This is a genomic window from Micromonospora sp. NPDC049374 (assembly GCF_040677165.1).
Lineage (GTDB): Bacteria > Actinomycetota > Actinomycetes > Mycobacteriales > Micromonosporaceae > Micromonospora.
Genome location: NZ_JBFAQH010000002.1, coordinates 19,529 through 44,786 on the forward strand (window position 1 = coordinate 19,529; position 25,258 = coordinate 44,786).

26 protein-coding genes, 2 tRNA genes and 1 other RNA gene are annotated in these 25,258 nt (G+C 70.6%); 14 read left to right on the top strand and 15 right to left on the bottom strand.

Annotated elements, in window-relative coordinates; genetic code table 11:
* Window positions 1-15 precede the first annotated feature (15 nt).
* On the bottom strand, window positions 16-615 hold the full coding sequence (locus tag AB0J93_RS03435; protein WP_363917756.1) for a Uma2 family endonuclease: 600 nt from the start codon (window positions 613-615) through the stop codon (window positions 16-18).
* Window positions 616-732: 117 nt separating this feature from the next.
* Between AB0J93_RS03435 and AB0J93_RS03440 the strand changes: the two genes are divergently transcribed.
* Window positions 733-1,713, top strand: coding sequence for a DMT family transporter (locus tag AB0J93_RS03440; RefSeq protein WP_363917758.1), 981 nt, complete (start codon window positions 733-735; stop codon window positions 1,711-1,713).
* A 35-nt stretch (window positions 1,714-1,748) separates the two neighbouring features.
* On the opposite strand, the gene AB0J93_RS03445 is transcribed toward AB0J93_RS03440, so the two are convergent.
* From AB0J93_RS03445 to AB0J93_RS03455, 3 genes are all read right to left on the bottom strand, one after another.
* Window positions 1,749-2,807, bottom strand: coding sequence for a PHP domain-containing protein (locus tag AB0J93_RS03445; protein WP_363917760.1), 1,059 nt, complete (start codon window positions 2,805-2,807; stop codon window positions 1,749-1,751).
* Between the two features lie 73 nt (window positions 2,808-2,880).
* Complete coding sequence (locus tag AB0J93_RS03450; RefSeq protein WP_363917762.1) at window positions 2,881-5,787, bottom strand: glycosyl hydrolase; 2,907 nt, start codon at window positions 5,785-5,787, stop codon at window positions 2,881-2,883.
* Between the two features lie 163 nt (window positions 5,788-5,950).
* Window positions 5,951-6,742: a peptidoglycan DD-metalloendopeptidase family protein gene (locus AB0J93_RS03455; protein WP_363917764.1), complete on the bottom strand. Its 792-nt coding sequence runs from the start codon at window positions 6,740-6,742 to the stop codon at window positions 5,951-5,953.
* Between the two features lie 29 nt (window positions 6,743-6,771).
* Between AB0J93_RS03455 and AB0J93_RS03460 the strand changes: the two genes are divergently transcribed.
* The 4 genes from AB0J93_RS03460 (at window position 6,772) to AB0J93_RS03475 (ending at window position 8,747) form a co-directional block, all read left to right on the top strand.
* Entirely contained in the window at window positions 6,772-7,152 is a 381-nt protein-coding gene (locus AB0J93_RS03460) for a hypothetical protein (protein WP_363917766.1), read from the top strand.
* Between the two features lie 87 nt (window positions 7,153-7,239).
* The gene (locus AB0J93_RS03465) at window positions 7,240-7,407 is read left to right on the top strand and encodes a hypothetical protein (protein WP_170863604.1); all 168 of its coding nucleotides are present in this window, start codon (window positions 7,240-7,242) and stop codon (window positions 7,405-7,407) included.
* A gap of 124 nt (window positions 7,408-7,531) precedes the next feature.
* The gene (locus AB0J93_RS03470; protein ID WP_363917768.1) at window positions 7,532-8,062 is read left to right on the top strand and encodes a tRNA adenosine deaminase-associated protein; all 531 of its coding nucleotides are present in this window, start codon (window positions 7,532-7,534) and stop codon (window positions 8,060-8,062) included.
* Between the two features lie 145 nt (window positions 8,063-8,207).
* The gene (locus tag AB0J93_RS03475) at window positions 8,208-8,747 is read left to right on the top strand and encodes a nucleoside deaminase (protein ID WP_363918523.1); all 540 of its coding nucleotides are present in this window, start codon (window positions 8,208-8,210) and stop codon (window positions 8,745-8,747) included.
* 10 nt (window positions 8,748-8,757) lie between these two features.
* On the opposite strand, the gene AB0J93_RS03480 is transcribed toward AB0J93_RS03475, so the two are convergent.
* The 3 genes from AB0J93_RS03480 to deoD form a co-directional block, all read right to left on the bottom strand.
* On the bottom strand, window positions 8,758-9,210 hold the full coding sequence (locus AB0J93_RS03480; protein WP_363917770.1) for a thioesterase family protein: 453 nt from the start codon (window positions 9,208-9,210) through the stop codon (window positions 8,758-8,760).
* A complete protein-coding gene (locus AB0J93_RS03485) occupies window positions 9,207-9,845 on the bottom strand; it encodes a TetR/AcrR family transcriptional regulator (RefSeq protein WP_363917772.1) in 639 nt (212 codons plus the stop codon). The genes AB0J93_RS03480 and AB0J93_RS03485 overlap by 4 nt, the downstream gene beginning before the upstream one ends.
* 125 nt (window positions 9,846-9,970) lie before the next feature.
* A complete protein-coding gene (gene deoD / locus AB0J93_RS03490) occupies window positions 9,971-10,678 on the bottom strand; it encodes a purine-nucleoside phosphorylase (RefSeq protein WP_363917774.1) in 708 nt (235 codons plus the stop codon).
* A gap of 75 nt (window positions 10,679-10,753) precedes the next feature.
* Between deoD and AB0J93_RS03495 the strand changes: the two genes are divergently transcribed.
* Together AB0J93_RS03495 and AB0J93_RS03500 are read left to right on the top strand one after the other, a co-directional pair.
* Window positions 10,754-10,840 (top strand) — tRNA-Ser (locus AB0J93_RS03495).
* Between the two features lie 271 nt (window positions 10,841-11,111).
* Window positions 11,112-11,576: a hypothetical protein gene (locus AB0J93_RS03500; RefSeq protein ID WP_363917776.1), complete on the top strand. Its 465-nt coding sequence runs from the start codon at window positions 11,112-11,114 to the stop codon at window positions 11,574-11,576.
* Between the two features lie 207 nt (window positions 11,577-11,783).
* Here AB0J93_RS03500 and AB0J93_RS03505 read toward each other — a convergent pair whose 3' ends face one another.
* Window positions 11,784-12,083, bottom strand: coding sequence for a hypothetical protein (locus AB0J93_RS03505; protein ID WP_281565115.1), 300 nt, complete (start codon window positions 12,081-12,083; stop codon window positions 11,784-11,786).
* Window positions 12,084-12,303: 220 nt separating this feature from the next.
* On the opposite strand from AB0J93_RS03505, the gene AB0J93_RS03510 reads away from it, so the two are divergent.
* Window positions 12,304-13,533, top strand: coding sequence for a cytochrome P450 (locus AB0J93_RS03510; protein WP_363917778.1), 1,230 nt, complete (start codon window positions 12,304-12,306; stop codon window positions 13,531-13,533).
* 20 nt (window positions 13,534-13,553) lie between these two features.
* On the opposite strand, the gene AB0J93_RS03515 is transcribed toward AB0J93_RS03510, so the two are convergent.
* The 4 genes from AB0J93_RS03515 to AB0J93_RS03530 are packed head-to-tail and all read right to left on the bottom strand — an operon-like array spanning window position 13,554 to window position 15,689.
* Entirely contained in the window at window positions 13,554-14,084 is a 531-nt protein-coding gene (locus AB0J93_RS03515; protein ID WP_363917780.1) for a hypothetical protein, read from the bottom strand.
* A 39-nt stretch (window positions 14,085-14,123) separates the two neighbouring features.
* Window positions 14,124-14,681 (bottom strand): hypothetical protein, encoded by a 558-nt coding sequence (locus tag AB0J93_RS03520; RefSeq protein WP_363917782.1) that lies wholly within the window; start codon window positions 14,679-14,681, stop codon window positions 14,124-14,126.
* Window positions 14,682-14,724: 43 nt separating this feature from the next.
* The gene (locus AB0J93_RS03525; RefSeq protein WP_363917784.1) at window positions 14,725-14,931 is read right to left on the bottom strand and encodes a DUF397 domain-containing protein; all 207 of its coding nucleotides are present in this window, start codon (window positions 14,929-14,931) and stop codon (window positions 14,725-14,727) included.
* The gene (locus AB0J93_RS03530) at window positions 14,922-15,689 is read right to left on the bottom strand and encodes a helix-turn-helix transcriptional regulator (protein WP_363917786.1); all 768 of its coding nucleotides are present in this window, start codon (window positions 15,687-15,689) and stop codon (window positions 14,922-14,924) included. The genes AB0J93_RS03525 and AB0J93_RS03530 overlap by 10 nt, the downstream gene beginning before the upstream one ends.
* 756 nt (window positions 15,690-16,445) lie before the next feature.
* Here AB0J93_RS03530 and AB0J93_RS03535 point away from each other — a divergent pair.
* Window positions 16,446-16,688: a flavin reductase gene (locus AB0J93_RS03535; protein ID WP_363917788.1), complete on the top strand. Its 243-nt coding sequence runs from the start codon at window positions 16,446-16,448 to the stop codon at window positions 16,686-16,688.
* Between the two features lie 102 nt (window positions 16,689-16,790).
* Here AB0J93_RS03535 and AB0J93_RS03540 read toward each other — a convergent pair whose 3' ends face one another.
* The 3 genes from AB0J93_RS03540 to AB0J93_RS03550 form a co-directional block, all read right to left on the bottom strand.
* Entirely contained in the window at window positions 16,791-17,873 is a 1,083-nt protein-coding gene (locus AB0J93_RS03540) for a hypothetical protein (RefSeq protein WP_363917790.1), read from the bottom strand.
* Window positions 17,870-18,235, bottom strand: a complete 366-nt coding sequence (locus AB0J93_RS03545; protein ID WP_363917792.1) for a PadR family transcriptional regulator — start codon at window positions 18,233-18,235, stop codon at window positions 17,870-17,872. The genes AB0J93_RS03540 and AB0J93_RS03545 overlap by 4 nt, the downstream gene beginning before the upstream one ends.
* 242 nt (window positions 18,236-18,477) lie before the next feature.
* Window positions 18,478-18,562 (bottom strand) — tRNA-Ser (locus AB0J93_RS03550).
* A gap of 81 nt (window positions 18,563-18,643) precedes the next feature.
* Here AB0J93_RS03550 and ffs point away from each other — a divergent pair.
* The 5 genes from ffs (at window position 18,644) to AB0J93_RS03575 (ending at window position 25,215) form a co-directional block, all read left to right on the top strand.
* Window positions 18,644-18,733, top strand: an RNA gene (ffs, locus tag AB0J93_RS03555) — signal recognition particle sRNA small type.
* 244 nt (window positions 18,734-18,977) lie between these two features.
* Window positions 18,978-22,115, top strand: a complete 3,138-nt coding sequence (locus AB0J93_RS03560) for a DNA polymerase III subunit gamma and tau (protein ID WP_363917794.1) — start codon at window positions 18,978-18,980, stop codon at window positions 22,113-22,115.
* A gap of 258 nt (window positions 22,116-22,373) precedes the next feature.
* Complete coding sequence (locus tag AB0J93_RS03565; protein ID WP_239093270.1) at window positions 22,374-22,682, top strand: YbaB/EbfC family nucleoid-associated protein; 309 nt, start codon at window positions 22,374-22,376, stop codon at window positions 22,680-22,682.
* 7 nt (window positions 22,683-22,689) lie between these two features.
* Entirely contained in the window at window positions 22,690-23,283 is a 594-nt protein-coding gene (recR, locus tag AB0J93_RS03570) for a recombination mediator RecR (RefSeq protein WP_363917796.1), read from the top strand.
* A 270-nt stretch (window positions 23,284-23,553) separates the two neighbouring features.
* Window positions 23,554-25,215, top strand: coding sequence for an ABC transporter substrate-binding protein (locus AB0J93_RS03575; protein ID WP_363917798.1), 1,662 nt, complete (start codon window positions 23,554-23,556; stop codon window positions 25,213-25,215).
* Window positions 25,216-25,258 lie beyond the last annotated feature (43 nt).

A 25,258-nucleotide genomic window follows, 5' to 3' on the forward strand; every position in this document is an offset into this window, starting at 1 on the left:
GTGTCGCCAAACCGGTCAGGGCAGCAGGTCGGCCGGGTCGAAGTCGATCGGGAACGGCTCGTCGGCGCGGAGCCGGTCACCGCTGACCGCCTTGGCGAGCGTGTCGTACCCGCCGAGCTTGCCGAGGGCGAACAGCTCCACCGCGACGTGCCGTAGCCGGCGCGAGATCTCCACCCGCATGAAGTAGGGCACCCGCCCCTCGGCGCAGCGCCTCGGCTTGTCGACGAAGTCCTGCCGGCGGCTGCCGGGGGAGACGAACTCCACGGCCATGGTGCAGAGGTGGGCGGGGATCCAGCGATCCTCCTCGTCCGTCTTCGGCAACGCGTGCAGCACTGTGATGTCCGGCTGGATCCACCGCTGCGCGGAGAAGGTCAGGTTCACCTGACCGAAGACGTAGAAGCCGTGAGCTCTGGCGGCGGCTTTCAGTAGATGGGCGAGTTCGATCTCGCCGTAGCTGTTAGTGCCGACCTCAGCGGGCGTTCTGACCAACCTTCCGTCGATGCACTCGTACCGCGCATCGGGTAGCTCAGGCAACGGGAGGTAGCGGTCGGCGAACTGGGTCGTCCACATGCCGTCGAGATCGACGAGCGGGTCGAAGCGGATCGGCATCGCCATGGTGTTACACCTCCTCGGTCGGTCAACGCTCTACAAATGTATGTGGTTTCTGTGGCGCGCGACACGACGGCCGAAAACCGCAGGACAATGTCGGACCCCGGGGGCAGAGTGTCAGGGGTGACAGGCGACTTCACCCCTGACCGGCCGGCGCTGCGGAGCTGGCTGCCCGGCTTCATCGCCCTCGCCGCGATCTGGGGCTCCAGCTTTCTCTTCATCAAGGTCGGGGTGGCCGAGCTGCACCCGCTGCACCTCACCCTCTACCGGGTCGGCTCCGGCGCGCTGACCCTGCTCGTGGTGCTCGCCGTGCTGCGTGACCGGTTGCCCCGCGACCCGCGGGTCTGGGGTCACCTGACGGTGATCGCCGCGTTCGGGGTGGCGCTGCCGTTCACCCTGTTCGGCTACGGCGAGCAGCGGGTCGAGTCGATGCTCGCCGGCATCTGGAACGCGACCACTCCGCTTGTCGTGCTGCCGCTGGCGGTGCTTGTGTTCCGCACCGAACGGCTGACCGCACGCGGTGCGGTCGGGCTGGCGCTCGGTTTCACCGGGGTGATGGTGGTGCTCGGCGTCTGGCAGGGCGTCGGCGGTGCGCACTTCGTCGGCCAGTTGATGTGCTTCGGTGCCGCCGCCTGCTACGGCCTGGCCATCCCCTACCAGAAGAAGTTCATCGCCGGCAGCACCCTGTCCGGGCTGTCGCTGTCGGCGGCGCAGCTGATCGTCGCGACGGTCCAGCTCGCGATCGTGGCGCCGGTGGTGGCCGGCGCGCCGCCGCTGCCGACCGCGCTGTCGCCGCGGGTGCTCGCGGCCGTGCTGGCGTTGGGTGCGCTCGGCACCGGGCTCGCCTTCGTGATCCACCTTCGGAACATCCGGATCGTCGGCGCGACCACCGCCTCCACCGTGACGTACCTGATTCCGGTGTTCGCGGTGCTGATCGGTGCCGTGGTGCTCGGCGAGCGACTCACCTGGCACCAGCCGGTCGGCGCGTTGATCGTGCTGCTCGGTGTCGCCGTGTCCCAGGGTCTGCTCGGCCGACGGCGTCGCCGGGTGGCACCGGGCGTGGGCACTCCGGCGGCACCCGTCGTCGAGCCCGCCACCCGCTGACCGAAGGCGGGCGGGGCCGGGCGGTTGGGCACGCGCTAGTTGCGTGCCCAGGCCACCAGTTCGTCAGCCGTCCACGTGTTGATCACGCGATCGGCGGGGACTCCGCACAGGGCGGCCCGCTCGCAGCCGAAGCGCTGCCAGTCCAACTGGCCCGGGGCGTGCGCGTCGGTGCTGATGGCGAACCGGCAACCGGCCTCCAGCGCCCGCCGGATCAACCGCTTCGGCGGGTCCTGCCGCTCCGGGCGTGAATTGATCTCCACGGCGGTGTCGTGTGCCACGCAGGCGGCGAAGACGGCGTCGGCGTCGAAGTCACTCTCGGCCCGGGTCCGGGCGCGGTGCCCCCGGTCGCCCGGCCCGGTCACCCCCGCCGGCCGCGACGAAACCATCCGACCCGTGCAGTGGCCGAGGATGTCCAGGTGCGGGTTCGCGACGGCGGCCAGCATCCGGCGGGTCATCTTCGCCCGGTCGTCGTTCAGGCCGCTATGCACCGACCCGACCACCACGTCCAGCCGGGCCAGCAACTCCTCGTCCTGGTCGAGCGAACCGTCGGCGAGGATGTCCACCTCGATGCCGGTGAGGATGCGGAACCCCTCCGGTAGCGCCTCGTTGAGCCGGGCCACGTGGTCGAGCTGGCTACGCAACCGGTCGGCGGTCAGTCCCCGGGCCACCTTCAGTCGGGGCGAGTGGTCGGTGAGCACCAGGTACTCGTGGCCCAGCTCGACGGCGGCCAGCGCCATCTCCTCGATCGGTGACCCACCGTCGGACCAGTCCGAGTGGGTGTGGCAGTCGCCGCGCAGGGCGGTACGCAGGGCGGTGGCCTCGGCGTCCAGGTCGGTGCCCTCGGTGGCGACCAGCCGGCGCAGGTAGACCGGCTCCTCCCCGGCCAGCGACTCGGCCACGCAGCGGGCGGTGACGTCGCCGACCCCGGCCAGCTCGGTGAGCTTGCCGGCGCGGGCCCGCTCGGCCACCTCCTCGACGGGCAGCGCGGCCAACGCCTTGGCCGCCGAACGGAAGGCGCGTACCCGATAGGTGGCCTCGTTCGCCCGCTCCAGCAGGAAGGCGATCCGACGTAGATCAGCGATGGGGTCCCGCATGATGGCAAACGTACGCGTCCGCGCCGCCGGTCGGGGTACGACCGGCGGCGCGGGGCGGATCAGGGTTGCCGGATCAGGCGTACGGCAGTCGCACTAGGGAGCGGTCACCGACACCGATCGTGGAGGGGTTGTTGCCGATGGCGGACCACACCTCCACCCGGACGGTGCCGCCACGCAGGTTGCCGAGGGAGCCGCTGCTGGAGTGCAGCCCGGCGGCCTGGGTGTAGTGCTCCCAGCCCGGCACCGGGTCGGTGGCGAAGTAGCGGTACGTCTCCACCCGCTCCCAGCTGCCGTCACCGGTCAGGTCGTACGAAACCCGGGCCTGCACCCCGTTGCCGACCGCCGTGCCGGCGTCCAGGAAGAGGTCGAACGCGGTCTGCCCGCCGTTGTGGTTGAGGTTGAGCCCGGTCGCGGTGAAGACCACCGGGTTACGCGGCGTGCCGTCGTGGTTCGCGCCACCGGCGCTGGTCACGGTGGTGGTGCCGGCGGTGCCGGAGGCACCCAGACCGCCCCCGGACAGCAGGTAGCGCACAGGTGAGCTGGACGGCGGGTCGGTCGGCGTCGGCGTGGGAGTGGGCGTCGGCGTGGACGTCGGCGTTGGCGTCGGCGTCGGGCTCGGGGGCGTACCCCCACCGGCGCTGCCCCCGCTCCAGGTGTGCGCCCCACTGGTGGTGGTGCGTCCGGCCGCCACGGTCAGCTGCGTGCCGTCGGAGAACCGTACGGTAAGCGGTGAGCCGGAGATGTTGCTGGCCACGTACGTCCGGGCGCCGTTGCGGTTGAACACCGCGGCCAGCGGGTGGTCGGCGGTGATCCCGGTGTCGACCCGGCCGAGGGCGGCCAGGTTACGGACCCAGTGGAAGGTGTGCGCCCGGCTCTCGCCCTCCTCCGGGGTGTAGCCCGGATTGGCCCGCAGCTTGGCCAGGGCCGCGTCGGCGTCACCGAGGGCGAGGAACTGCCAGTGGATGTCCTGCCACACGGTCGGCTCGCCGCCGTTGTTGCGGACCAGTTCGGCGTACTTCACCGAGTTGTAGTCCGGGTGCTGGCCCAGGTAGAGGTGCCCACCGGTGATCGGCAGCAGGTTGATGCCCTGGATCATCTCGGGCTCCGCGCTGAACCAGGTGGCGTACGCGCCGCCGTCGCCCCAGACCATGCCCACGTTGGAGTGCCCGAACTCGGTGGGGAAGTTCTCGCCGGTGACGTCGAACCAGTACTCGTGGATCGCGGCGGCCTGGGTGGTGTACAGGTAGATGCCGGCGTCGCGTACCGCGGTGTCACCGGTGGCCTGCCCCCACTGGATGAGGGCGTTGGCGAAGTTCATCCCCTCCGACGACGACTCCTGGTTGTTGCCGCTGGCGAACGCGCCGTGCCCGGAGGCCCAGTCGTGTCCGGCGTAGATGTCGAAGTCGCGTAGGTACGGGAAGCGGGTGTCCGACCGGTCGTAGTTGTTGGCGTCCCGGATGAGCAGGTCGATCATGCCGCCGTACTGGTCGTCCCGGGCCCAGGCCGGGTCGAACTTGGCAAGCGTCGCGGCGGCGGCGATGTAGTAGCCGTAGTGGAAGTGGTGGTCGTTGAGTTCCTGGTCGGAGCCGTACGACGCCGGGTAGCCGATAAGCGTGCCCCACCGCTGGTCGTAGTAGAACAGGCGCTCGGTCTCCCCGGACGAGGCGGTGAGCCAGTCGTTGAGGGTGGAGCGGATGGCGTTCAGTGCCGAGGTGCGGGTCTCGGTGTCGCCGACCAGGTCGGCCATCTCGGCGATGCGGGCCGCCCGGCCGAGCCCCTTGCCGGTCCAGTAGGTGTCGCCACCGCGCTGGTCCATCGGGTTGCTCCGCACCGCGGCCAGGTGCTGCCGCAGTGTGGTCAGGTCGACGCCGGCCCCGGTGGCGACGGCGGGCAGCTCCGGCAGTACGCCGTTGAACCGCATCGAGGTTCGGAACTCGCCGACGCCGGTGACCACCTTCATCCGTCCCCGTGCGGACGGGTAGGTCGGCGTGATCGGGGTGGCACCGGACAGCGCTCGCCACTGGTGCGGGTAGAGGCTGACCACGGTCCGGGTTTCGGTGCCCTCGCGGGGCGTGGTGGTGAAGGTGTACTGGGTCTCCACCCGGCTGGTCGACGCGTTGTAGGTGTAGCTGACCCGGGTGCCGGTGACGTGGGCGTGCGCGTACTGACCGTAGGTGCCGGCGAGCTGGGTGCGGGCGGTGCCGCCGCCGGTGGCCGGGAGCAGCGCCACGCTGAAGTAGCCCCGTCCGGCGAGACTGGAGCTGATCCGGCTGCCGCTGACGGTCCAGGTCGCGCCGCTCGGCGCGTACGCCACGTAGTCGTGGCCACGGACGGTGAAGCCGATGCTGCTTCCGTTGTTGGACCAGACCGTGGGGCTACCGCCGGTCGCGTTGATCACCGCGTCGCCGCCGCTGGTGCGGAAGTACGCCAGCGGCAGCCCGTGGCCGACGGTGGCGCGCATCGTCCGCGCACCGTCGCTCCAGTACGGGGTGACCGTCCAGTCCGTCCAGTCGTCCACCAGCACGTTGGGGGCGGACAGCCCGGCCACACCGACCCGGATGTCCTCGACGTAGGGGTACTTGAACTCGCCCACCCCGGTGGCGGTGCCGGAGATGGCGGGGGTCGAGGTGGCGGAGAGGCCGAGCCCGTCGGTGACGGGTTGGTAGGACACCGGATGCGCGTGCAACGGCTCACTGAAGGCGCAGTTCAGGCGCTTCCACAGCAGCGACGACCACCAGTCGTTCGTGGGTACCGGCCCCGGTGGGGCGGCGTTGGTGGCGAACTGCCGGGGGTTGGTGGTCAGGTTTCCGCAGCCGCCGGGGAGCGGGCCGACGGGAGTAGTGGTGTAGCTGCCGGCGCCGACCGGCGCGGCCTGTGCTGCGGAGCCGGCGATGACGGCCAGCCCGCCGAGGACGAGGGTCGCGGCGGCGGTGGCGGCCAGGATCCGGTGGTGGGAGCGGCGTGGGACGGGAGGTCTCATCTTTCCTCCAACGCGTGCCGGCCCGGCCGCGCCGGTCGGCGCACGCTTCGTCGGTATTGTGAATTTAGTTACCTGAGAGAGCGCTCTCTTGCTATGCCGGACGGTAGTTCACCGGCGAGACCTGCGTCAATGTTTCGGACTGATGAAACGCGGATGACACCTATCAGCGCGCGGGCGGTTTCCTCGGGCAGCCGTGCTCGCGATGCCACGCGGCCACCTTGGCCGCCGGCTCCCGGTTGCCGCCCTTGCGCCACGAGTCGAGGTACGGAGCGGGCCAGACCACACCCCGGCGGATCCACCAGCCGTCCTCACCCAGGCACGGCGGAGAGATGCCGAAGTGCAGATGGCAGACGTTGTTCGCGTTGCCCGTCCGGCCCACGGTGCCGAGCCGTTGACCGGCGTGTACCCGCACCCCCGCCTCGATGTCCTCGGCGATCTCGGTCAGGTGCGAGCCGTAGTAGCGCACCCCGTCGTCACCGATGACCGACACGGACAGGCCGCCGTTGTACGGCCCCTGCGGACCACTCTTCCTGTACCGGTCACGTCGGCTGACCTCACCGATCGTGCCGTCGGTGACCGCGACGACCGGCTCACCGCAGTCGGCGAAGATGTCCGTCCCCGGGTACGCCGAGTGGGTCGGGTGGTACGACACCTTCCTGGCGCGTACCGGAAAGACGTGCGGCAGGCCCTTGCGCGGTGTCGCCGCCGGCTGGTCCGTGAGATCGGGCGCCGCGCTGGTCGCGGTGGGTTCGCCGGTGGTGGCCGCAGCGGTCGGGTTGTCCGCGGCCGTCGGGCTGGTCACGGCCGTCGGGTTGTCCGCGGCCGTCGGGCTGGTCACGGCGGTCGGGCCGGCGTCCGTCGGCGCGCCGGGCGTACCGCAGCCGCTCGCCGCGAGCACCGGCACGAGCAACAACAGGGCGTACGCGCGCCGGCGTCCGATCGTCAGCGGAACCATCCGGCCATCCTGGCAGACTCGATACGGTGGTGAGCACAGCGTCCGTGCGTGTGGAGGAGTGGGTACCGGTGTTGCCGTACAACCCGTCGGGCCTCTTTCCCTCCGGGCGGCCACCGCGCCCCACCTACCGTGAGCCGAACCCGGTCGGCGGTGCCGGTGTCGCGGCGGGGGCGGTCGGAACCCTCGCCTGGCTGGTCATCTTCGGCCTGCTCGGTGGCAGCCTCGTCGGGTACGTCTGGTGGACGCTGCTCGCCGGTGCGCTGGCCTGGCTCGCGGCCCTGACGTTGGTCAGGTACGGCGACCGGGGAGTGGCGGCCGGCATCGCGATCGTCACCGCCGGAGGGTGGAGCATCGCCACTGCTGCGGTCCTCACCCGCTGGACGACCAGCGGTGACTGGCCGCTCTGGTGAGCCACGTCGGCGGCGACTGCGGTGCGTCGTCGGGCAGACACCGAAACCCGTCTTGACTGGATGGCCGTAACTCGGCACTCTCCCGGTATGGCCTGGACCACTCCGCGGCTGGACCCCGATCGCAGTCGCCGACGCCTTCAGCTTCTGGCGCAGTTGGCGGACGCGCGCGCGGTACGGGAACGCGAACGGCCACAGCGCGCCCGCACCGCACAGCTCCGCCAGCTGATCGCCACTCGCCGACGCCTCGCCGGCTGAGAGAGATCCTTCCTCAGGAATGACCGGCCCTTCGGGGCGTTGACCGGTCGCCTGCCGACCCGACCGGCTAACGTGCACGCGTAACGGATCGGCGAGTGCTGTGCCGAGGCAACTTGGGGGAAACGTGTCGTACTTCGCTGCGGCCGTCGTGCGCGAGAAGGGCGGCTGGACAGCCGCCGAGCTGAGTCTGCGGGGTGCCGCCGACGTCGACGAGGTCGCCGAGCGGCTCCGCGATGTCGGCCCGGACGCGGACCTGTCGCTGCTGTTCGTTGAGGCGGACGACACCTACCTGGTCATCCTGCGCCTCGACGAGGGCGAGGACCTGCGGGTCTTCGGCTCCGACTCGGCGTACGCGGAGGAGTCCCGGCTGGGTGCCCTGCTGGTCGGTGACCTGAAGACGTCGGTCACCGGGCTCGACGACACCGAGGAGGCGCGTCCGACCACGACCGGCGACGGCGAAGACGGCGACCAGCCGGCCGTCGATCCGGAGGCGGACCCGGTGGGCGAGGCGGATCTCCTGACCGACCTGGGCATCCCCGCGCAACGGCTGCTCGCCCTCTGCGCCCACGAGGGGATGATGCCGGCCGACGTCACCGCCGAGATCTGCCAGGTGCTCGGCTGCGTCGACGACGTCGAGGAACTGCGTGAGGTCTGAGCCCTACGACGTGACCGATCCGGCGCTGGAGACGGTCCGGCCGGGGCAACCCACGCCCGGTTCGGTCGACCGGCGCGGGCCGGGGGCGGACGAGGGCTTGGCCGACCCGACCGGCGCCGGCCGGCGACAGCGGCACGAACTCTGGATGCGCCGCGCCCTCGAAGTCGCGGTGACCGGGGGTGTTGCGTCCCCGGAAGGCGGTGCCGGTTCGGCCCCGGGCGGCGGTGTGGCCGGTTCCGGCCCGGGCGGTGGTGTGGCCGGCTCGGCGGGCGGTGACGCCGTCAGGGGTGAGCCCGGCCAGTCCGGCGACGTGCCGGTGGGCGCGGTGCTCTACGGGCCGGACGGCAGTGAGCTGGCGATCGGTCGCAACGAACGCGAGCTGACCGGCGACCCGACCGCGCACGCCGAGGTGCTCGCGCTACGCCGAGCGGCCCAGCGGCTGGGCCGCTGGCGGCTGGACGGCTGCACCCTGGTGGTGACCCTCGAACCCTGCACGATGTGCGCCGGGGCGCTGGTGCTGGCCCGGGTCTCGACAGTGGTCTTCGGTGCCTGGGAACCCAAGACGGGCGCCGCCGGTTCGCTCTGGGATGTGCTGCGCGACCGCCGGCTCAACCACCGACCCGAGGTGTACGGCGGCATCCTGGAAGCCGAGAACGCCGCCGTTCTGCGCGCCTTCTTCCGCTGACGTCGAGGGGTCAGGAGCGCAGCAGGGTGGTGGCGACCGCCCGGGCGGTGTCGGTCCAGGGGGCCGGCCGCAGGGTCGCCGGGTCGAGCCGGACGACCGCGCGGTGTCCTTCCGCGTACGTCGTGGTGCCGTCCAGCGAGTGGAAGCGGAAGGCGTACCGGGCGCTGCTGGTGCCGAGTTGCTCCAGCCAGAAGTGCACGGCGATCGGGCCGGTGCCGGTGACGGGCGCTACGTAGCTGATGGTGAACTCGCGTACGGCGTGGAACACGTCGGGCGTGCTGGCCCGTCCGGCCTGGTAGGCGACGCCACGGTCGGACCAGTACGCGGTGAGCGCCCGTTCCAGCAGCAGCGCGTACCGGGCGTTGTGCAGGATGCCGAGGGCGTCGAGATCGTCGAAGTGAACCATTGTGTGCTCGACGTGGCCGTACTCGACGGCGGGCTGTTCGGCGACTGCGTGACTCATGACGGGCCTTCCGGTAGCAGAGCGGGATCGGGGCAGAGCGCCCGCAGGCGCCCCAGCACGCCCAGGCGGGCGTGCCGGTAGGTGACCTCCGGGTCGAGCAGGCGGGAGCGCATGGCGGCGGCGATGCCGTACGCGTCGATCTCGTACGCCAGCAGCGCGACATCCGTGCCGGCGGGCAACTCGCCCAGCTCGACCGCCTCGGTGACGAGCCGTTCCAGGAAACTCGTCCAGGCGGCGAAGACCTCGGCGAGGCGGTCGCGGACGGCACCGGGCCGGGCATTGAACTCGAATTCCGTGGTGGCGAAGAAGCAGCCGCCGGGCAGCACCCGACCGGCGTAGAAGTCGATCCGGGCCTCGTGCAGCGCGTGGATCCGGCGTACGCCCCGGGGGGTGCGCAGCGCCGGACCGATGATCTGTTCCTGCCACTGGGCGACGGCCCGGTCGATGGTGGACAGCTGCAACTCTTCCTTCGAGCGCCAGTGCGCGAAGAGGCCGGATTTGCTGACCCCGAGCGACTCGGCGAGATGCCCGAGGGAGAGTCCGTCGAGACCGTTGGCGGAGGCCAGGCTGACGGCGGCGTCCAGCACGGCGGTGCGGGTGCGCTGCCCCCGGGCGAGCCGACCGTCGACGTTCATGCGGCGAGACTACTAAATAAGAACGACCGGTCGTATACATTTATGGAGTGGAGGCCGTCACACCGGAGCCGAAACGGCGCGTCCCGCCACCGCACGGGGGGTGGCGGGACGTCGGCTCGCTCGGCTCAGGCGGTGATGGTGTCCAGGGCGATCTCGACCATCTGGCTGAAGGTCTGCTCCCGCTCCTGGGAGGTGGTCTTCTCGCCGGTTTTGATGTGGTCGCTCACCGTCAGCAGGGTCAGGGCACGGGCCTTGAACCGGGCCGCGATCGTGTACAGCGCCGCCGACTCCATCTCCACCGCCAGCACGCCGTACTCCGCGAGACTGTCGTAGAGGTCCGGCCGGTCGGTGTAGAAGGCGTCCGCAGCCAGGATCGGCCCGACCCGCATCGCGATGCCGCGCCGCTCGGCCACCTCCACCGAGGTACGCAGCAGCCCGAAGTCGGCGACCGGGGCGTAGTCGATCAGCCCGTCGAAACGCATCCGGTTCATGTTCGAGTCGGTGGACGACCCGATCGCCGCGATCACGTCGCGCAGCTGAAGGTCCTCGGTGAGCGCGCCGCACGAGCCGACCCGGATCAGCGACTTCACGCCGTACTCGTTGACCAGCTCGTGGGCATAGATCGAAGCCGAGGGCATGCCCATGCCGGAGCCCTGCACGGAAACCGCTACGCCGTTCCAGCGGCCGGTGAAGCCCAGCATGCCCCGGACCGTCGAGTAGCAGTTCGCGCCCTCGAGGTAGGTCTCCGCGATCCACTTGGCCCGCAGGGGGTCGCCCGGCATCAGGACCCGCTCGGCGATCTCGCCCGGCTTCGCGCCGATGTGCGTACTCATGGCGTTGATCCTGCCAGGCCGGCCTGGCCGGGACCGGTTCGGCGTCGGAACCTGTGGTCCTGTACCCTCGTCGGCGGTGGCGTGTCCGAGCGGCCTAAGGAGCACGCCTCGAAAGCGTGTGAGGGTTTACGCCCTCCGAGGGTTCAAATCCCTCCGCCACCGCTCGTGAGCAGCGCGAACGCCCGGCAGATCCGTGAGGATCAGCCGGGCGTTCCGCTTGTGGTCTCAGTTGTGGTCTCGGTTGCCGCTCCGGAGCGTCTACCCGAGGAAAGATCGTGCGAGCCTTGCTCACTCCTCGCGCGTCACCTCGACCGGCTGGTCGACTGCTGCCTATCGGTGCAGCAGACCCGAACGCGGGCTTGACAGGCTTGCTCTTGCGGTCCGGATTCCCGACAGTAGGGCGGTGTCATGGTGGCGACGTTGGCGATACTCCGTGCCCGGCGTTCCGCCGAGCGGTTCGGGGGGAAGCTGGGACGGCTACCGCCCATCGACCCTCACCGGTCGGCCCGTCGTGGCCGCCGCGCTGGCCCGGGCGCCGCAGCGGTTCGCCGACCTCGTTCATGAGCCCGGGAGTCCGGAGCTGGCGCTGACGCAGGAGCAGTTGCTGGAGTACATGGGGATCTCGACCGGTGACGGGTTGACCTGGGAACTGGGCATCGACGACGAAATCAAGCCAGTCATCGACACCGGGCCGGACGTGGTCGACGAGGATCTAATGGTCACCGCACTCGAAGCCCGACCCAGCGTCGTCTGGGCGCAGCACCCGGATCGGGAGTGCTACGAGATCCGGCTAGCCGAACCGATCCGGGCGGACGAGGCGCTGGCCCTGTTCATCGACGCGATCGCATACGCCCACCGCGAGCTCGCCCAACGGCTGCGGATCGATCTCGGGGAGTGACGAGACAGTCCACGGCGCCGAAAACCATCGCCTGCACACCCGATGGGCCCGCGAGCACCCCAAACGTGTGAGGGTCTACGCCCTCTGAGGGTTCAAGTTCCGCCGCCGCCGCTCGTGAGAACGCCCGGCAGGTCCGCGAGGACCGGCCGGGCGCTGCGCAATCGGTCTCAGCCGGTGCTCAGGAGGCGGTCTGCGGCCCGCCCGGAGTCAGCCCGGAAAATCCTGCAGGTACTCCTCGAACGGGATGTCCGGCGCGGCGTCACCGCCGATCTCGATGAAGTGTTCAAGGTCGTCGTAGCCAGGCTGGCCTGTGACGAGCACCCGGAGTGGGTGGCCGGCGTGGTCGGCGAGGAATTTCCAGAGCGCTCGGGTCAGGTCGGACTGGGCGGAGTTCGCCATGTATCCCACCTGGAAGTAGCGGATGTTGTCGCCATCGGGCCGGATCGGCTTGCCCAGGGCGAGGCACATCCGGCACTCGGTGCACGCCAGCCAGCCGTCCAGCGACATCAGCCCTCCTCAGAACACCATGCCGCGAAGGCCCAGCATCGCCGCCGCCACCCGCTTACCGCGGCCTGAGCTGCGTACCGACTTCGTCTGGCCCAAGTGGTACGGCCGCGAGCTCGCCGCAGCTCAGCGCGGTGGCCTCTGACCTCGAGGGGATACCTGGGGCGTGGGTTACTCAAAGTGATCGATTGCCTTCGTTGGGAAGTCGTGCCATGGTAATTGCATGGTGGCGGTCGAGGATGGTTCGGTACGGCACCCGTTGAACGTCGACGCGGATGGCATCGACCGGACGCGCGGCCCGGACAAGCACCCCTACTACGCGCAGCTCGCCGCCTCGGAATCCGGTGTCCTGCCGGTGGTCCGGCAGGTTGGCGGGGAGTGGCTGCCGGCGCTGCTGATCTGCCGGTACGACGACGTCCGGGAGGTGCTCCGCCGCCAGGATCTGTTCTCCCGGGCTGCCGCCGCCCACGCTGACCAGGTCGATGTGTCCGGGACGATGCTCGGCATGGACGGGGCGGAGCACGCCGCGGTCCGGGGAACGGTGAAGGACAGCTTCACCAAGCCCGCCGTGTCCGGGCTACGCGAGACGGTGCGCGCGGCTGCCGAGGCTCAGCTCGCGGTGCTGGCCGCCAAGGGCGGCTCGGCGGATCTGGTGGGTGACTTCGCCGTACCGTTCGCCCTGAACGTGATCTCCGATCTGCTCGGCCTGCCCGAGCCGGACCGGGCGCAGTTCCGCCGCTGGGGCGACATGTTCATGGGTACCGCCGACCTCACCCGGGCCGAGGCCGCCCGGTCCGCCGAGGAGATGGGTGGCTATCTGTGGCAGCAGTTGGACGGGCGGCGGGGCTGTCCACGCGATGACCTGATGACCCGGATCGCCACGGCGGCGGCGGACCAGCCGGTGGACGTCCAGGTCAAACTTCCCCTCTCGTTGATCGTCGGCGGATGGGAGACCACGGCCAGTTCCCTCTCGACGTTCGTGTACCTGTTGCGCACCCGCCCGTACGCCGGGCACGACTTCGCGTGGGACTACCTGCTGGAGCATCCGGAGCAGGTCGACGGGGCGGTCACCGAGTTGGAGCGGCTGCACTCGACCTCCAACGGAGACGAGATGCCCCGGCGGGTGATGGCGGATGTGACGCTGCCCAGCGGTGCGCGGCTGGTTGAGGGCGACATCGTGATCCCGTCACATGACGCCGCGAATCGGGATCCGCGGGTTTTCGCTGACCCGGAGCGGATGGACTTCGGGCGGGACCCGTACCCGCACCTCTCCTTCGGTTACGGCCCGCACTACTGCATCGGCGCGCACCTGGGCGCGCTGGAGGTCCGGGTCGCGTTGGCACTGCTGCTGCGGGAACTGCCGACGCTGCGGCTGGCCGTGGCACCGGACGAGGTGCGGTGGAAGCAGGGGCACGCCATCCTCGGCCCCGCGGAGCTGCCGGTCAGGTGGTGACGTGGCGCAGGGGACGTGGCTCAGCAGGGGGCGTGGCCCTCGACGAAGAGGCGGTGGGCCCAGTCGGCGTACCCGGCGATGATCTTTTGTACCGTCCGGCCGTCATGCAGGAACAGGTATGCGCGGTCGCCGTCGCGGGCGAGCAGGCCGTCGAAGCGGTACGTCCCCTGTGGAGCTTGCAGTTCGCGTACCGTCGGATAGCTCGCCCGGACCTCGGCGACGGGTGAGCCGGCCGCGATCCCTTCCGGGGTGCGGACCGGGTCGCCGGCCCAGAGCAGCACCAGCCGATCGTCGATGAAGATCGGGCTGATCTCGTCGTGTCCGGCCAGCGTCGGGCCGCAGGCGTCGACGTCGGTACGCAGAATGCCGCGCCGGGTCAGCTCGCTCTCCGAGTCGCCGAAGTCCACATCGGCCACTCCGTCGAGATCGACGACGCTTACCGACGCGACGGGCTCGCGGACGGCGATGGTGTCCGGTGGCATGACTCCGCTGCCCGATGCCGAGGCAGCCAGAAGCAGTGCGGCGATGAAGCCGAATTGTCGCAATTTCATCAGAATCCCCCAGTCCCCAACGTGACGGGGGCGACGAGGTTATTGCCGAGCTTCCCATTCGTCGGCCAATTCGTCCCAGTAGTCGGCGCTGAGCCCTCGCCGCCCGTGTGCGAGCCACCCTTCGGTGCTCCGTTCGACGTGTAACCCCAGCTCAGCGAAGGGGTCGATCCACCGGCCCGGCTCCACGCCCAGCTCGATCAGCGCCGCGTTGATCGGCCAGTCCGGGCGCGGCCCGTCGAGCGCCGCGTCGAAGCGCGGCCCCCAGGCGAGGGCGCCGTCGAGCCAGACCGCCGCGGCCTGGTGCCCGGCCCCACCGGCGAACTCCGCCTCGACGTACGCCAGCGGGCCGCGCAGCGACCAACGGGCCAGGACCTCGATCAGCGCGGGGGAGAGGATCAGTGTGAACGGGCGCTCCCGGTCGGGGTCGTCGGCGAGGTAGTCGGGCGGGGCACCGGTCAGCTCCACCACGAGCTGCGGGGTGACCGGCAGCAACGCGAAGTCCTGCCGCAGCCCGCCGAGCACGGCATGATCCAGCTCGCGAGTCTCCTCGCGCAGCAGCTCGGCGTCCGCGACGACCGCACTGAGCTGGTAACTCACCCGGCGTCCACAACCTGTGGATAGAACATGTGTACGACGGTGGTCAGGTCTTGTCGACGGTGACGACAAAGGCACGCCAGGCGGCCGGGCTGAACATCAGCGCCGGGCCGGTCGGGTCCTTCGAGTCGCGTACGCCCACCACGTCGGGCAGGTTCCGGGCGACCTCGACGCAGGCGCCGCCGTTGCCGCTGCTGCGGCTGCTCTTGTGCCACCGGGCGCCGGCCAGTGCCGGGATGTCGTTCACTGCCATGACTGCGCCACCTCCCTGATCAGGTCAACCGACTGCCAGTGCGAGAGTGTCTCGCCGCGCACGTTCTCCCACGCGGCAAGTATCGCCGCGATCTCGGCCTGCTCGCTCACCACCTGCCCCTGCAACTGGTTGTCGAGGTAGCCGGCGAGGCGGTGATCGGACGCGGTGGCGATGATGAACGGGCCGTTCAGTCCAGCGTATTCGCCCACTGTGGACGGCACCACATGTATCCGGATGTGCGGCCGGGTGGACGCCTCGGCGAGCGCCAGCAGCTGCTCGCGCATGACGGTCGGGCCTCCGACCGGCCGGCGCAGCACCGCCTCGTCCAGCACGGCGGTGAGCAGCGGCGGCTCCTCCCGGTGCAGAATCAACTGGCGGGACATCCGGTGGTCGACAAGCCGCGCCACCTCGCTGCGGGGGATCAGGCCACCGCCAGTGAGCACCGCGCGGGCGTACGCCTCGGTCTGGAGCAGGCCGGGTAGGACGTTTGGCTCGAACCAGCGCAGCGTGGTCGCCTCGCGCTCGATCTCCTGCCAGGGGCGGAACCAGATAAGCGCACGACGTCTCGAAATGTCCGGCCAAATGTCCGAGACATTCTTCTGGAGCGCATCTGCCGCCGTGAGCCGGTGCCGGGCATGCGGGATCCGATCTTCGAGCAACCACCGGCTCACCGTCTTCGGGTCGACGCCGACGCGTTCCGCGAGCGACTCGATCGTGTGCCCGGTATCCCGCAGCGCCACCCGCAGCGCGTCGTTCATGGCCGCCTCCCATCGGACGTCTCGAATATCCGCCGACCATACCCACACGCCATGTAGTTGTCCCGCTACCTGCGGCAAGTTGGGGTATCGATGGCGCGGCCGGTGGAGGTTCATCCCCCTTGACCCGGCGGTCGTGACATCGGGGGCCGCCGCCGGGCGAGCAACCACGGCGGCCCCCATCCACTACTCGACGCGCTGTCGAGCTGAGCGCACAGACGATTCAAGCCCGCTGGCGGACGCGGGACCGGGCGGCCTGTGCCGGCCCGCTCGACCGCCGGACGGAGCGAGGTGACCAGTGCCGCACCACACCGCAAGCCCGCGATCGCATGGTCGTCGGGTTGGGCACCTCCCCGGCCGCGACGTCCTCGGTCGGGATGCCGTCGGTCGGGGCGTGGTCGGTCGGGATGCCGTCGGGCCGCATCCGTGCCGCCGACCCGGCCCATGCGTATGCGCTGGCTCGATCACTCCGGGCGAACTCTTTCTGCTGAGCAGCGCGGCGTCCCCGCAGTTCGTTCGCCCGATCACGGTCCGGGTCATCCGGCACCGCACCGACCGGGTCACCTACGACGGGTGGACCTGGATCGAGTGCTACCAGCTCGACGCCCGAGGCGACGCTGCCGAGCGCCGCGAGCTGTTCCTGATGCCGGCCGGCCTGATCCGGCCGGGCGAGCGGCCCAACTTGCCGCATCCGGCGTCGGCCAGCGCTCCTTCGGCGTCTCGCGCCTGGTCAGGCCGCTCCGCTGGCGCGGTCCGCCGATGAGTCGCCGTCGCCCGGAACACGCGCCGTCGCGCCCGACGTGGCGTTGCCGGAACTGCGGCGTCAGGTGGCCGTGCAGCGCGGCAAAGCTCCGGCTGCTCGGCGAGTACCGGGAGGACCGGGCCGCGTTGCTTGTGCACCTCGCGACGCTGTACGCGCAGGCCAGCGCGGAACTCGGTGACCCGACGTCGACGGTCGGGCTGTTCGACCGCTTCGTGTCCTGGGCGCGTGTGCGAGGTTAGGAGGCTGTCCGCGTACCGTCGCGGGTGCCGGATCGGGACGGGCCCGGCGCATGCCCAGGGGCCGCTCCCGGTCGGAGCGGCCCCTGCCCCCGTTGTCGCGCGTCAGCCCGGTACGACGCTGGGCTGTGGTGGTTGGTCGCCCGGACGGGCGGTGAGGATCGCGGCGACGACGACCACGAGCCCGGCGACGGTGAGCCCGAGCACCAGCCACTGCGGCCCGAACGGGTAGTACTCGCCGGGCGTGAAGGCACTGTGAACGGTCAGCGGAGATCCCTCGTGGACGCTGCTGTCCCGAAACACCCGCATGACGTTGCCGTAGAGAGCGACAGCCGGCAGGGCCAGCGCCACCAGGGCCGCGCCCCAGAGCGCGGCGGCGTGGCGGCGTCCGGGCGGCGCTGCCGCCATCCGGTACGCGAAGGCCGCCGCGACCAGCCAACCGGCGAGCAGCCCGGCGGCGGTGCCGACGACGACAAGCGGCAGGAACGCCGCAGTGCGCTCCGGCCGCACATTGACGTCGACGTGGCCGAGGCTTGTCGCGACGAAATCGGGGTCCGTGGGGGTTGAGCCGTCGATATGGAGGACCAGTCCGTTCGACTTGGCGGTGAACCGTGCGCCGTGTAAAGGAACATAAGTGATCGATCCGTCATCGTGGAAAATGCCCTGCCCGCCGCTGCTCGGGGAAAGGCCGGAAACCGACCAGCCATCGGCGACGAACCGCTGCCGGATCTGCTCGGCGTCCCAGATGCCATCCACCGGTCCGCTCGCGAAGGCCCTCGCGGCGGTCCACGGTGAGGTCGAGTAGAAGCGGTTTTCTGCACCCCCTGCGCCGGCCTGCTGGGTGAGTCTGACCATGCCGGCCTCGTCGGGCAGGTCGGCGAAGGTCTGGGCACCGAGCCACGAGCCGGCGGCGGCACCGAAACCACCCATGTTCAGAGCGGTGAGCAGCGCCGCGATCGCCATGAACGGACGACCGGCGGGCAGCCGGAACCGCAGCCGCAGGCCGCTGACGATCAGGTGGAGAGCCTCACTGGCCCGGGGGCGGCGCTGGCCCGGTTCAGCCATCTCCAGCAGAGTGGTCACCACCTCGGTACCGTGCCGCCGCCGGTGTCGACGCGGGTAGGCGAGCAGCAGCCTGCGGTAGCCACGCTCCAGCCGGTCATCGGCGATCGGCCAGGCCGCGGTCATCCGGTCACCGTGCCGAAGGTGCGAGCATTGGCCGCGCCCAAGGTCAGCGCATCGCCCAGGCGCCTGCCCAACTGGATCTCGGCGGCGGTGGCGTGCCGGCGCAGCCGCTCGACCTGTGCCTGCAACGCGGCGGCACCGGCGTCGCTGAGCCGGTAGTAGCGGCGCAGCCGGCCCTCGACGGCCTCCTCCCGGTCGACGGTGACCAGGCCCTGCTCGGCCAGCCGGTCCAGCGCACCGTAGAGGGTGCCCGGCCGCAGCTTGACCTCGCCCGCCGACAGCTCGTCGACCGCCCGGATGACGCCGTAGCCGTGCAACGGCTGCGCCGCCAGCGCGGTGAGGATCAGAAATGTGGGTTCCTGCATGAAGGCGATAGTACGTCTGACGATATATACCGTCAACCGTTCATGCGGGCCGCCTCGCGCTCCCGCTCCGGCCGTCCACCGACCGCCGCGTCGATCATGAACTTGTTGTCGTCGGTGCCGGCGTGGCGCGACAACAACTTCATGATCGATCGACAGGTGCGTCCCGGGTTGAGCTCGGTCGGGGTGTGGAGACGACGAAGGGCCGGCCCGACGGGGCCGACCCTTCGTCCTGCTCAAATGAGCGGAGGATACGAGATTCGAACTCGTGAGGGTGTTAACCCAACACGCTTTCCAAGCGTGCGCCCTAGGCCTCTAGGCGAATCCTCCGCGAGCCAGGATACAGGTCCGCGCCGGGCTTCCCACCCCACCACCCCCTGAAGATCCACCGTCGGTCGGGTAGGCTGGGGGCACCTCCCGTGCGGCGGTATCTCGTGAACCTCCCCAGGGCCGGAAGGCAGCAAGGATAAGCGAGCTCTGCCGGGTGCACGGGGGGCCTTTCTGTCTCCGGCGCTCCCCTGCGTGCTCCGGCGCTCGCTGGGCTCTTCAGTTGCGGCATCTGGGGGTTTCCCGGCCGGTGGAGACCGCAAGATGCCGCAACCGGAGTGGATCATCCCGGCACCACGACCTGCCGCGGCGCGACATCCCGCAACCCGGGCGGGCCACCCAGGGCGGCCCGGCGGGGTGGGTGGTCAGGCGGACGAGGTCGGCGCAGAATGGCTCGGTCGAGAGGAGGCGGGACGCCGTGGCACTGGCGCTCTACCGCAAGTACCGGCCGCGTACCTTCGCCGAGGTCATCGGGCAGGAGCACGTCACCGAGCCGTTGTCGCAGGCGCTGCGTAGCGGGCGGCTCAACCACGCGTACCTCTTCTCCGGCCCGCGCGGCTGCGGCAAGACCTCCAGCGCCCGCATCCTGGCCCGCTCGCTCAACTGCGAGCACGGCCCGACCCCGGAGCCCTGCGGCACCTGCGACTCCTGTCGCTCGCTGGCCGGTGACGGGGCCGGCTCGATCGACGTCATCGAGATCGACGCGGCCAGCCACGGTGGTGTGGACGACGCCCGCGAGCTGCGGGAGAAGGCGTTCTTCGCGCCGGCCAACAGCCGCTTCAAGATCTACGTCATCGACGAGGCGCACATGGTCTCGTCGGCCGGCTTCAACGCCCTGCTCAAGCTGGTCGAGGAGCCACCGGAGTACGTCAAGTTCATCTTCGCCACCACCGAGCCGGAGAAGGTCCTCGGCACCATCAAGTCGCGGACCCACCACTACCCGTTCCGGCTGATCCCGCCGAAGGTGCTCCGGCCCTATCTTGAGCAGCTCACCCAGGCCGAGGGGGTACCTGTCGAACCGGCGGTGTTCCCCCTGGTGGTGCGCGCCGGTGGCGGCAGCGCCCGGGACAGCCTTTCCGTACTCGACCAGCTCATCGCCGGTGCCGGCCCCGAAGGGGTCAGCTACGCCCGGGCCGCCGCGCTGCTCGGGGTGACCGACGCGGCGCTGATCGACGAGATGTGCGACGCCCTCGCCGCCGGGGACGGCGCCGCCGCGTACGCCACCGTCGACCGGGTCGCCGAGGCCGGGCACGACCCCCGCCGGTTCGCCTCCGACCTGCTGGAACGTCTCCGCGACCTGATCGTGCTCCAGCAGGTACCCGACGCGGCGGCCAAGGGCCTCATCGACGGACCGGACGACCAGCTCGAGCGGATGGCCGCCCAGGCCCAGCAACTCGGCCCGGGCACCCTGTCCCGCTGCGCCGACATCGTGCACGACGGCCTGGTCGAGATGCGCGGCACCACCGCGCCCCGGCTGCTGCTCGAACTGATCTGCGCCCGGATGCTGCTGCCGGGCGTCGACGACGCCACCGGCGGTCTGCTCCAGCGCCTCGAACGCATGGAGCGCCGGCTCACCCTCGCCGGCACCGACGCGCCGCCGGCCACCGCCGGCTCCGCGCCCGCCACCAACCCCCCGGCGGTACGCACCCAGCCTCCCGCCGCGCCCGCGGCTGCCGCCGCGAATAGGGCCGGGACCGACGCTGCCGCGCCGGCTACCGCCACCTCCCCGACCGGCCGGGACAGCGCCACCTCGGTGATCGGCCGCGACAGCGCAACCTCGTCGGCCGAGCGCGGCAGCGGCCGTTCGTACTCCGCTCGTGGCGACGGGTCGTCGGCTGGTCCGGACAGCGCGACCCAGGCCGCCGGTCGTGACGGGGTGTCGTCGGCCGGTCCGGACGGCACGACTCAGCAGGCCGGCCGTGGCGGCGCGATCCCGGGCGGTCCTGACGGCGGTGCCGAGAACGCCGGTCGTGCGGGAGCGACCTCGACCGCCGGTCCGGGGACGGGCGGTACCGCAGCGGATGGTCGGGCCGACGCGGGTCATGGCGCCGCCGGGAACGGGGCCGGCATGACCGGGGCCGGCACTGGTCCGGCCGGCGGACCCGGTGGGGGCGGTTCGGGGCGACCGGATGGCACCCAGAGCGATGCGGCCAACGGTGCCGCCACGTCCCGGCGACCCGTGCCGGCGTCGGCGATCATGCCTGATCCGGCGACCCCGGAGCCTCCTCGCCCCGGTGCGACGACCCCCGGCGCGCTGGACGCGGTCGCGGTGCGCCGGGTCTGGCCGGAGGTGGTCGGCAAGGTCAACCGGAGCAACAAGCGGATCGCCGCGCTGATGCGCGACGCGGTCGTCCGTGACCTCGACGGGGACACTCTCGTGCTGACCGTGAAGTCGGCGGTGCTGGCCCGGATGATGTCCGACCACGCGCAGGTGCTCACCGACGCGCTCTACGAGGAGTTGGGCGGACGCTGGCAGATTCGCTGCGAGGTGGCCGGCGAACGGGGCGGGGCGTCGCCTGGTCCGCACCGCAGCCCAGCCGCTCCCGGCCCGGCCCCTGCTCCGGTCGCCGCCAGTTCGCAAGTGCCCGCAGGGCGGGCCGATCGAGGCCGCTCCGGCGGTGCCTCCGGCGCTCATCGGTCGGGTGACCCGGCCGCCACCACGGCTGAGAACAGCGACGACGACTGGCCCGAGCCAGCCCGCCCAGGTGGCAGCGCCTCGGCCGCCGACGACTGGCCGGAGGCGGCCCGCCCCGGGAGCGGGTCCGCCGATGCGACGGCGGACCCGTCGGACGACCTTCGAGCGGCTGCCTCGCACACCTCGGCGGACCCGATTGTGCCGGGCCCGTCGAGCCGTGGCGCGGGTGATGGCTCACCGGTCGCCGGTACCGACGGCGCGGGGACGCATGCGGCGTCGGGCCGGGTGGCGGCGAGCGTCAGGCCGAGTGCGAGCGGGGCGAGTGGCGAGCCGGGTGCGAGCGGGCCGGATGCGAGCGGGGCGAGCGCCGGGCCGGGTGGAAGCGGACCGGGTGGAAGCGGATCGAGCGGCGGGCCGGGTGGAAGCGGAACGGCCGTCGGACAGGACGGGGCGCGGATGCCCGTCGGCTCGGGCGGAGCGACGACAACTGCCGGGTCGGGCGGGGCTCGGACGAATGTCGGCTCGGGCGGTCGTGTGTCAAGTGCCGCGCCGCGCCAGGCAGCGGCACCCAACGGCAACGGCGGCTCCGGTGGTGCCCCGGTGAGCAGCGCGATCGCGGCGGCTCGGGCGGCAGCGGCCGGGCGGGGCGCGCGTACCGCCAAGGCGACCCGGCAGACCGCGGACGCGGAGTTCGCCGGCGAGCCGCCGTACGACCCGGATTTCGACGGCCCGCTGCGCGGTGGCGCGGAACGTCCCGGCGGTGCTCGACCGGCCGCCACTCCCACCTACGAGGGCTTCGACCCGGGCGACGAGCCACTCGACGAGATCATCGACGAGAAGACCGCCCGCGAGTCGAGCGAGGAACAGGCCGTACGCCTGCTCCGCGAGACCTTCGGCAGCGTAGAAAAACTAAGCGACTAAGCCCCACCCCACCCCACCCCACCCCCCTCCCACCCAACCTCGGCGTCGATCTTGCACTTCTTGCCCGCCCAAATGTCATCGAACCTGACATTTGGGCGACCGGAAGTGCAAGATCGACGCCGAGGGGGGAGGCATGGGTGGGGAGGGGGTGGGGTGGGGTGCGGCGTGCGGGGGTGGTTCGGTGGGGGGCGTTAGGGTGGGCGGCGGCAGCAAAGGCGAGTTGAGGGAGTCATCGTGCGGCCTGGTGGACAGCCGAACATGCAGCAGATGCTGAAGCAGGCGCAGAAGATGCAGCAGCAGATCGCCAAGGCGCAGGCCGAGTTGGCCGAGGCCGAGGTGACCGGCACTGCCGGCGGTGGGCTGGTGACCGCTGTCGTCGCCGGTTCCGGCGAGGTCAAGAGCATCAAGATCGACCCGAAGGCTGTCGACCCGGACGACGTGGAGACCCTGGAGGATCTCGTCGTCGCCGCGCTGCACAACGCCACCGAGGCGGCCCGCGAGCTGACCGAGCAGAAGATGGGCCCGGTCGCGGGCGGGATGGGCGGCCTCGGCCTGCCCGGGTTCTGAGCCGCAGATGTACGAGGGCGCCATCCAGGATCTGATCGACGAGCTGGGGCGGCTGCCGGGCGTGGGGCCCAAGAGTGCCCAGCGGATCGCCTTCCACGTGCTGTCCGCCGACCCGGCCGATGTCAACCGGCTGGCCGGCGCACTGCGCAAGGTCAAGGAGCTGGTGCGGTTCTGCACCAGTTGCTACAACGTCGCCGAGTCCGACCAGTGCCGGATCTGCCGCGACCCGCGCCGCACCGACGAGGTGATCTGCGTGGTCGAGGAGCCGAAGGACGTGGTGGCGATCGAGCGGACCGGTGAGTTCCGGGGTCGGTACCACGTGCTCGGCGGGGCGATCAATCCGCTGGAGGGCATCGGGCCGGACAATCTGCGCATCCGCGAGTTGATGACCCGTCTCGGCGGTGGTGCGATCCGCGAACTGATCCTGGCCACCGACCCGAACACCGAGGGCGAGGCGACCGCGACCTACCTCGCGCTGATGGTGAAGCCGATGGGGATCGCGGTGACCCGGCTGGCCAGCGGGCTGCCGGTCGGCGGCGACCTGGAGTACGCCGACGAGATCACCCTGGGTCGGGCCTTCGAGGGTCGCCGCGCCGTCTGAGGACGGGGTTCCGCGTCCACTGTGGTTTCTAACATGTGGGCCGGCTGGTCGACAGTCGATGTAACAAATCCGCATCACCCAAACCGGACAAAAAGTCTCTTTGTCGGTCGTCTGTGCTGGCCTTTCGCTGCCGTCCCAGCGATTAAGACACGATCCGGTACCAACCGCTTCGACAGCCATTTCCCGCCGGTCCGAACGGGAGCTAAGGTCACGGCCATCGGTGACCCTGTCACCACGTTGTCCGTACCCCTAAGGACGAGGTGAAGCACCATGCGTGCATCCAGGCCGAAGGTCGCTATCGCGGCCGTGGCGGCCGCGGCCCTCGCGGTTGCAGGCTGTGCCGAGAGCGACCGTGAAGGTTCCGGCGGTAGTAGCAAGGACACCCTGGTCTTCGGCGTCGCCGGAGACCCGAAGGTGCTCGACCCCAGCTTCGCCAGCGACGGTGAGTCGCTGCGCGTGGCCCGCCAGGTGTTCGAGACGCTGGTCCGCCCGGAGGAGGGTGGCACCAAGGTCAGCCCCGGCCTCGCCGAGTCCTGGGAGCCGGACGCCGCGGGCACCACGTGGACGTTCAAGCTGCGCTCCGGCGTGAAGTTCCACGACGGCACCGACTTCAACGCCGAGGCCGTCTGCGTCAACTTCGACCGCTGGTACAACGCCAAGGGCCTGATGCAGAGCCCGGACGTGACCGCGTACTGGCAGGACGTCATGGGTGGCTTCGCCGCCAACGAGGACGACACCCTCGGCGAGAGCCTCTTCAAGTCCTGCTCCGCCACCGACCCCACCACGGTCGCCCTGACCTTCAGCCGGGTCTCCAGCAAGATCCCGGCCGCCCTGATGCTGCCGTCCTTCTCCATGCACAGCCCGAAGGCGCTCCAGGAGTACGACGCCAGCAACGTCTCGGGCAGCGCGGACGACATCAAGTACCCGGCCTACGCCACCGAGCACCCCACCGGTACCGGCCCGTTCAAGTTCAAGACCTGGGACATCGCGAACAAGACGCTGACCCTGGAGCGGAACGAGGACTACTGGGGCGACAAGGCCAAGCTCAAGAGCCTGATCTTCAAGACCATCTCGGACGAGAACGCCCGTAAGCAGGCGCTGCGCTCCGGCGACATCCAGGGCTACGACCTGGTCGGCCCGGCCGACGTCCAGCCGCTCAAGGACGAGGGCTTCAACCTCCTGACCCGCCCGGCCTTCAACATCCTCTACCTGGCCATCAACCAGAAGGGGAACCCGAAGCTGGCGGACCTGAAGGTCCGGCAGGCGCTCGCCCACGCCGTCAACCGGCAGGCCCTTGTCGACTCGAAGCTGCCCCCGGGTGCTCAGGTCGCGGTGAACTTCTTCCCCGACACGGTCGAGGGCTGGAACGGCGACGTCACCAAGTACGAGTACGACGTGGAGAAGGCGAAGTCGCTGCTGGCCGAGGCCGGCGCGTCGGACCTGACCCTGCGGTTCCACTACCCGACCGAGGTCACCCGGCCCTACATGCCGAACCCGAAGGACCTGTTCGAGCTGGTCTCGGCGGACCTCCAGGCGGCCGGCATCAAGATCGAGCCGATCCCGCTGAAGTGGAGCCCGGACTACCTCAACGCCACCACCTCGGGCACCGCGCACGACCTGCACTTCCTCGGGTGGACCGGCGATTACGGTGACGGCTACAACTTCATCGGCACGTTCTTCGACCGGCAGAAGGACGAGTGGGGCTTCAACAACAAGGCCCTGTTCGACAAGTTCCGGCAGGCCGACACCACTGCGGACCAGGCGGCCAAGGTGGCGCTCTACAAGGAGTTGAACGCCGACATCATGAACTTCCTGCCCGGTGTGCCGATCTCGCACTCGCCGCCGGCCATCGTGTTCGGCAAGGACGTGACCGGGGTCAAGGCGAGCCCGCTCACCGACGAGCGGTTCGCCACCGCGGAGTTCAAGTCCTGATCTGACGCACCGACCACGGGCGGGCGCTGTGACCCACAGCGCC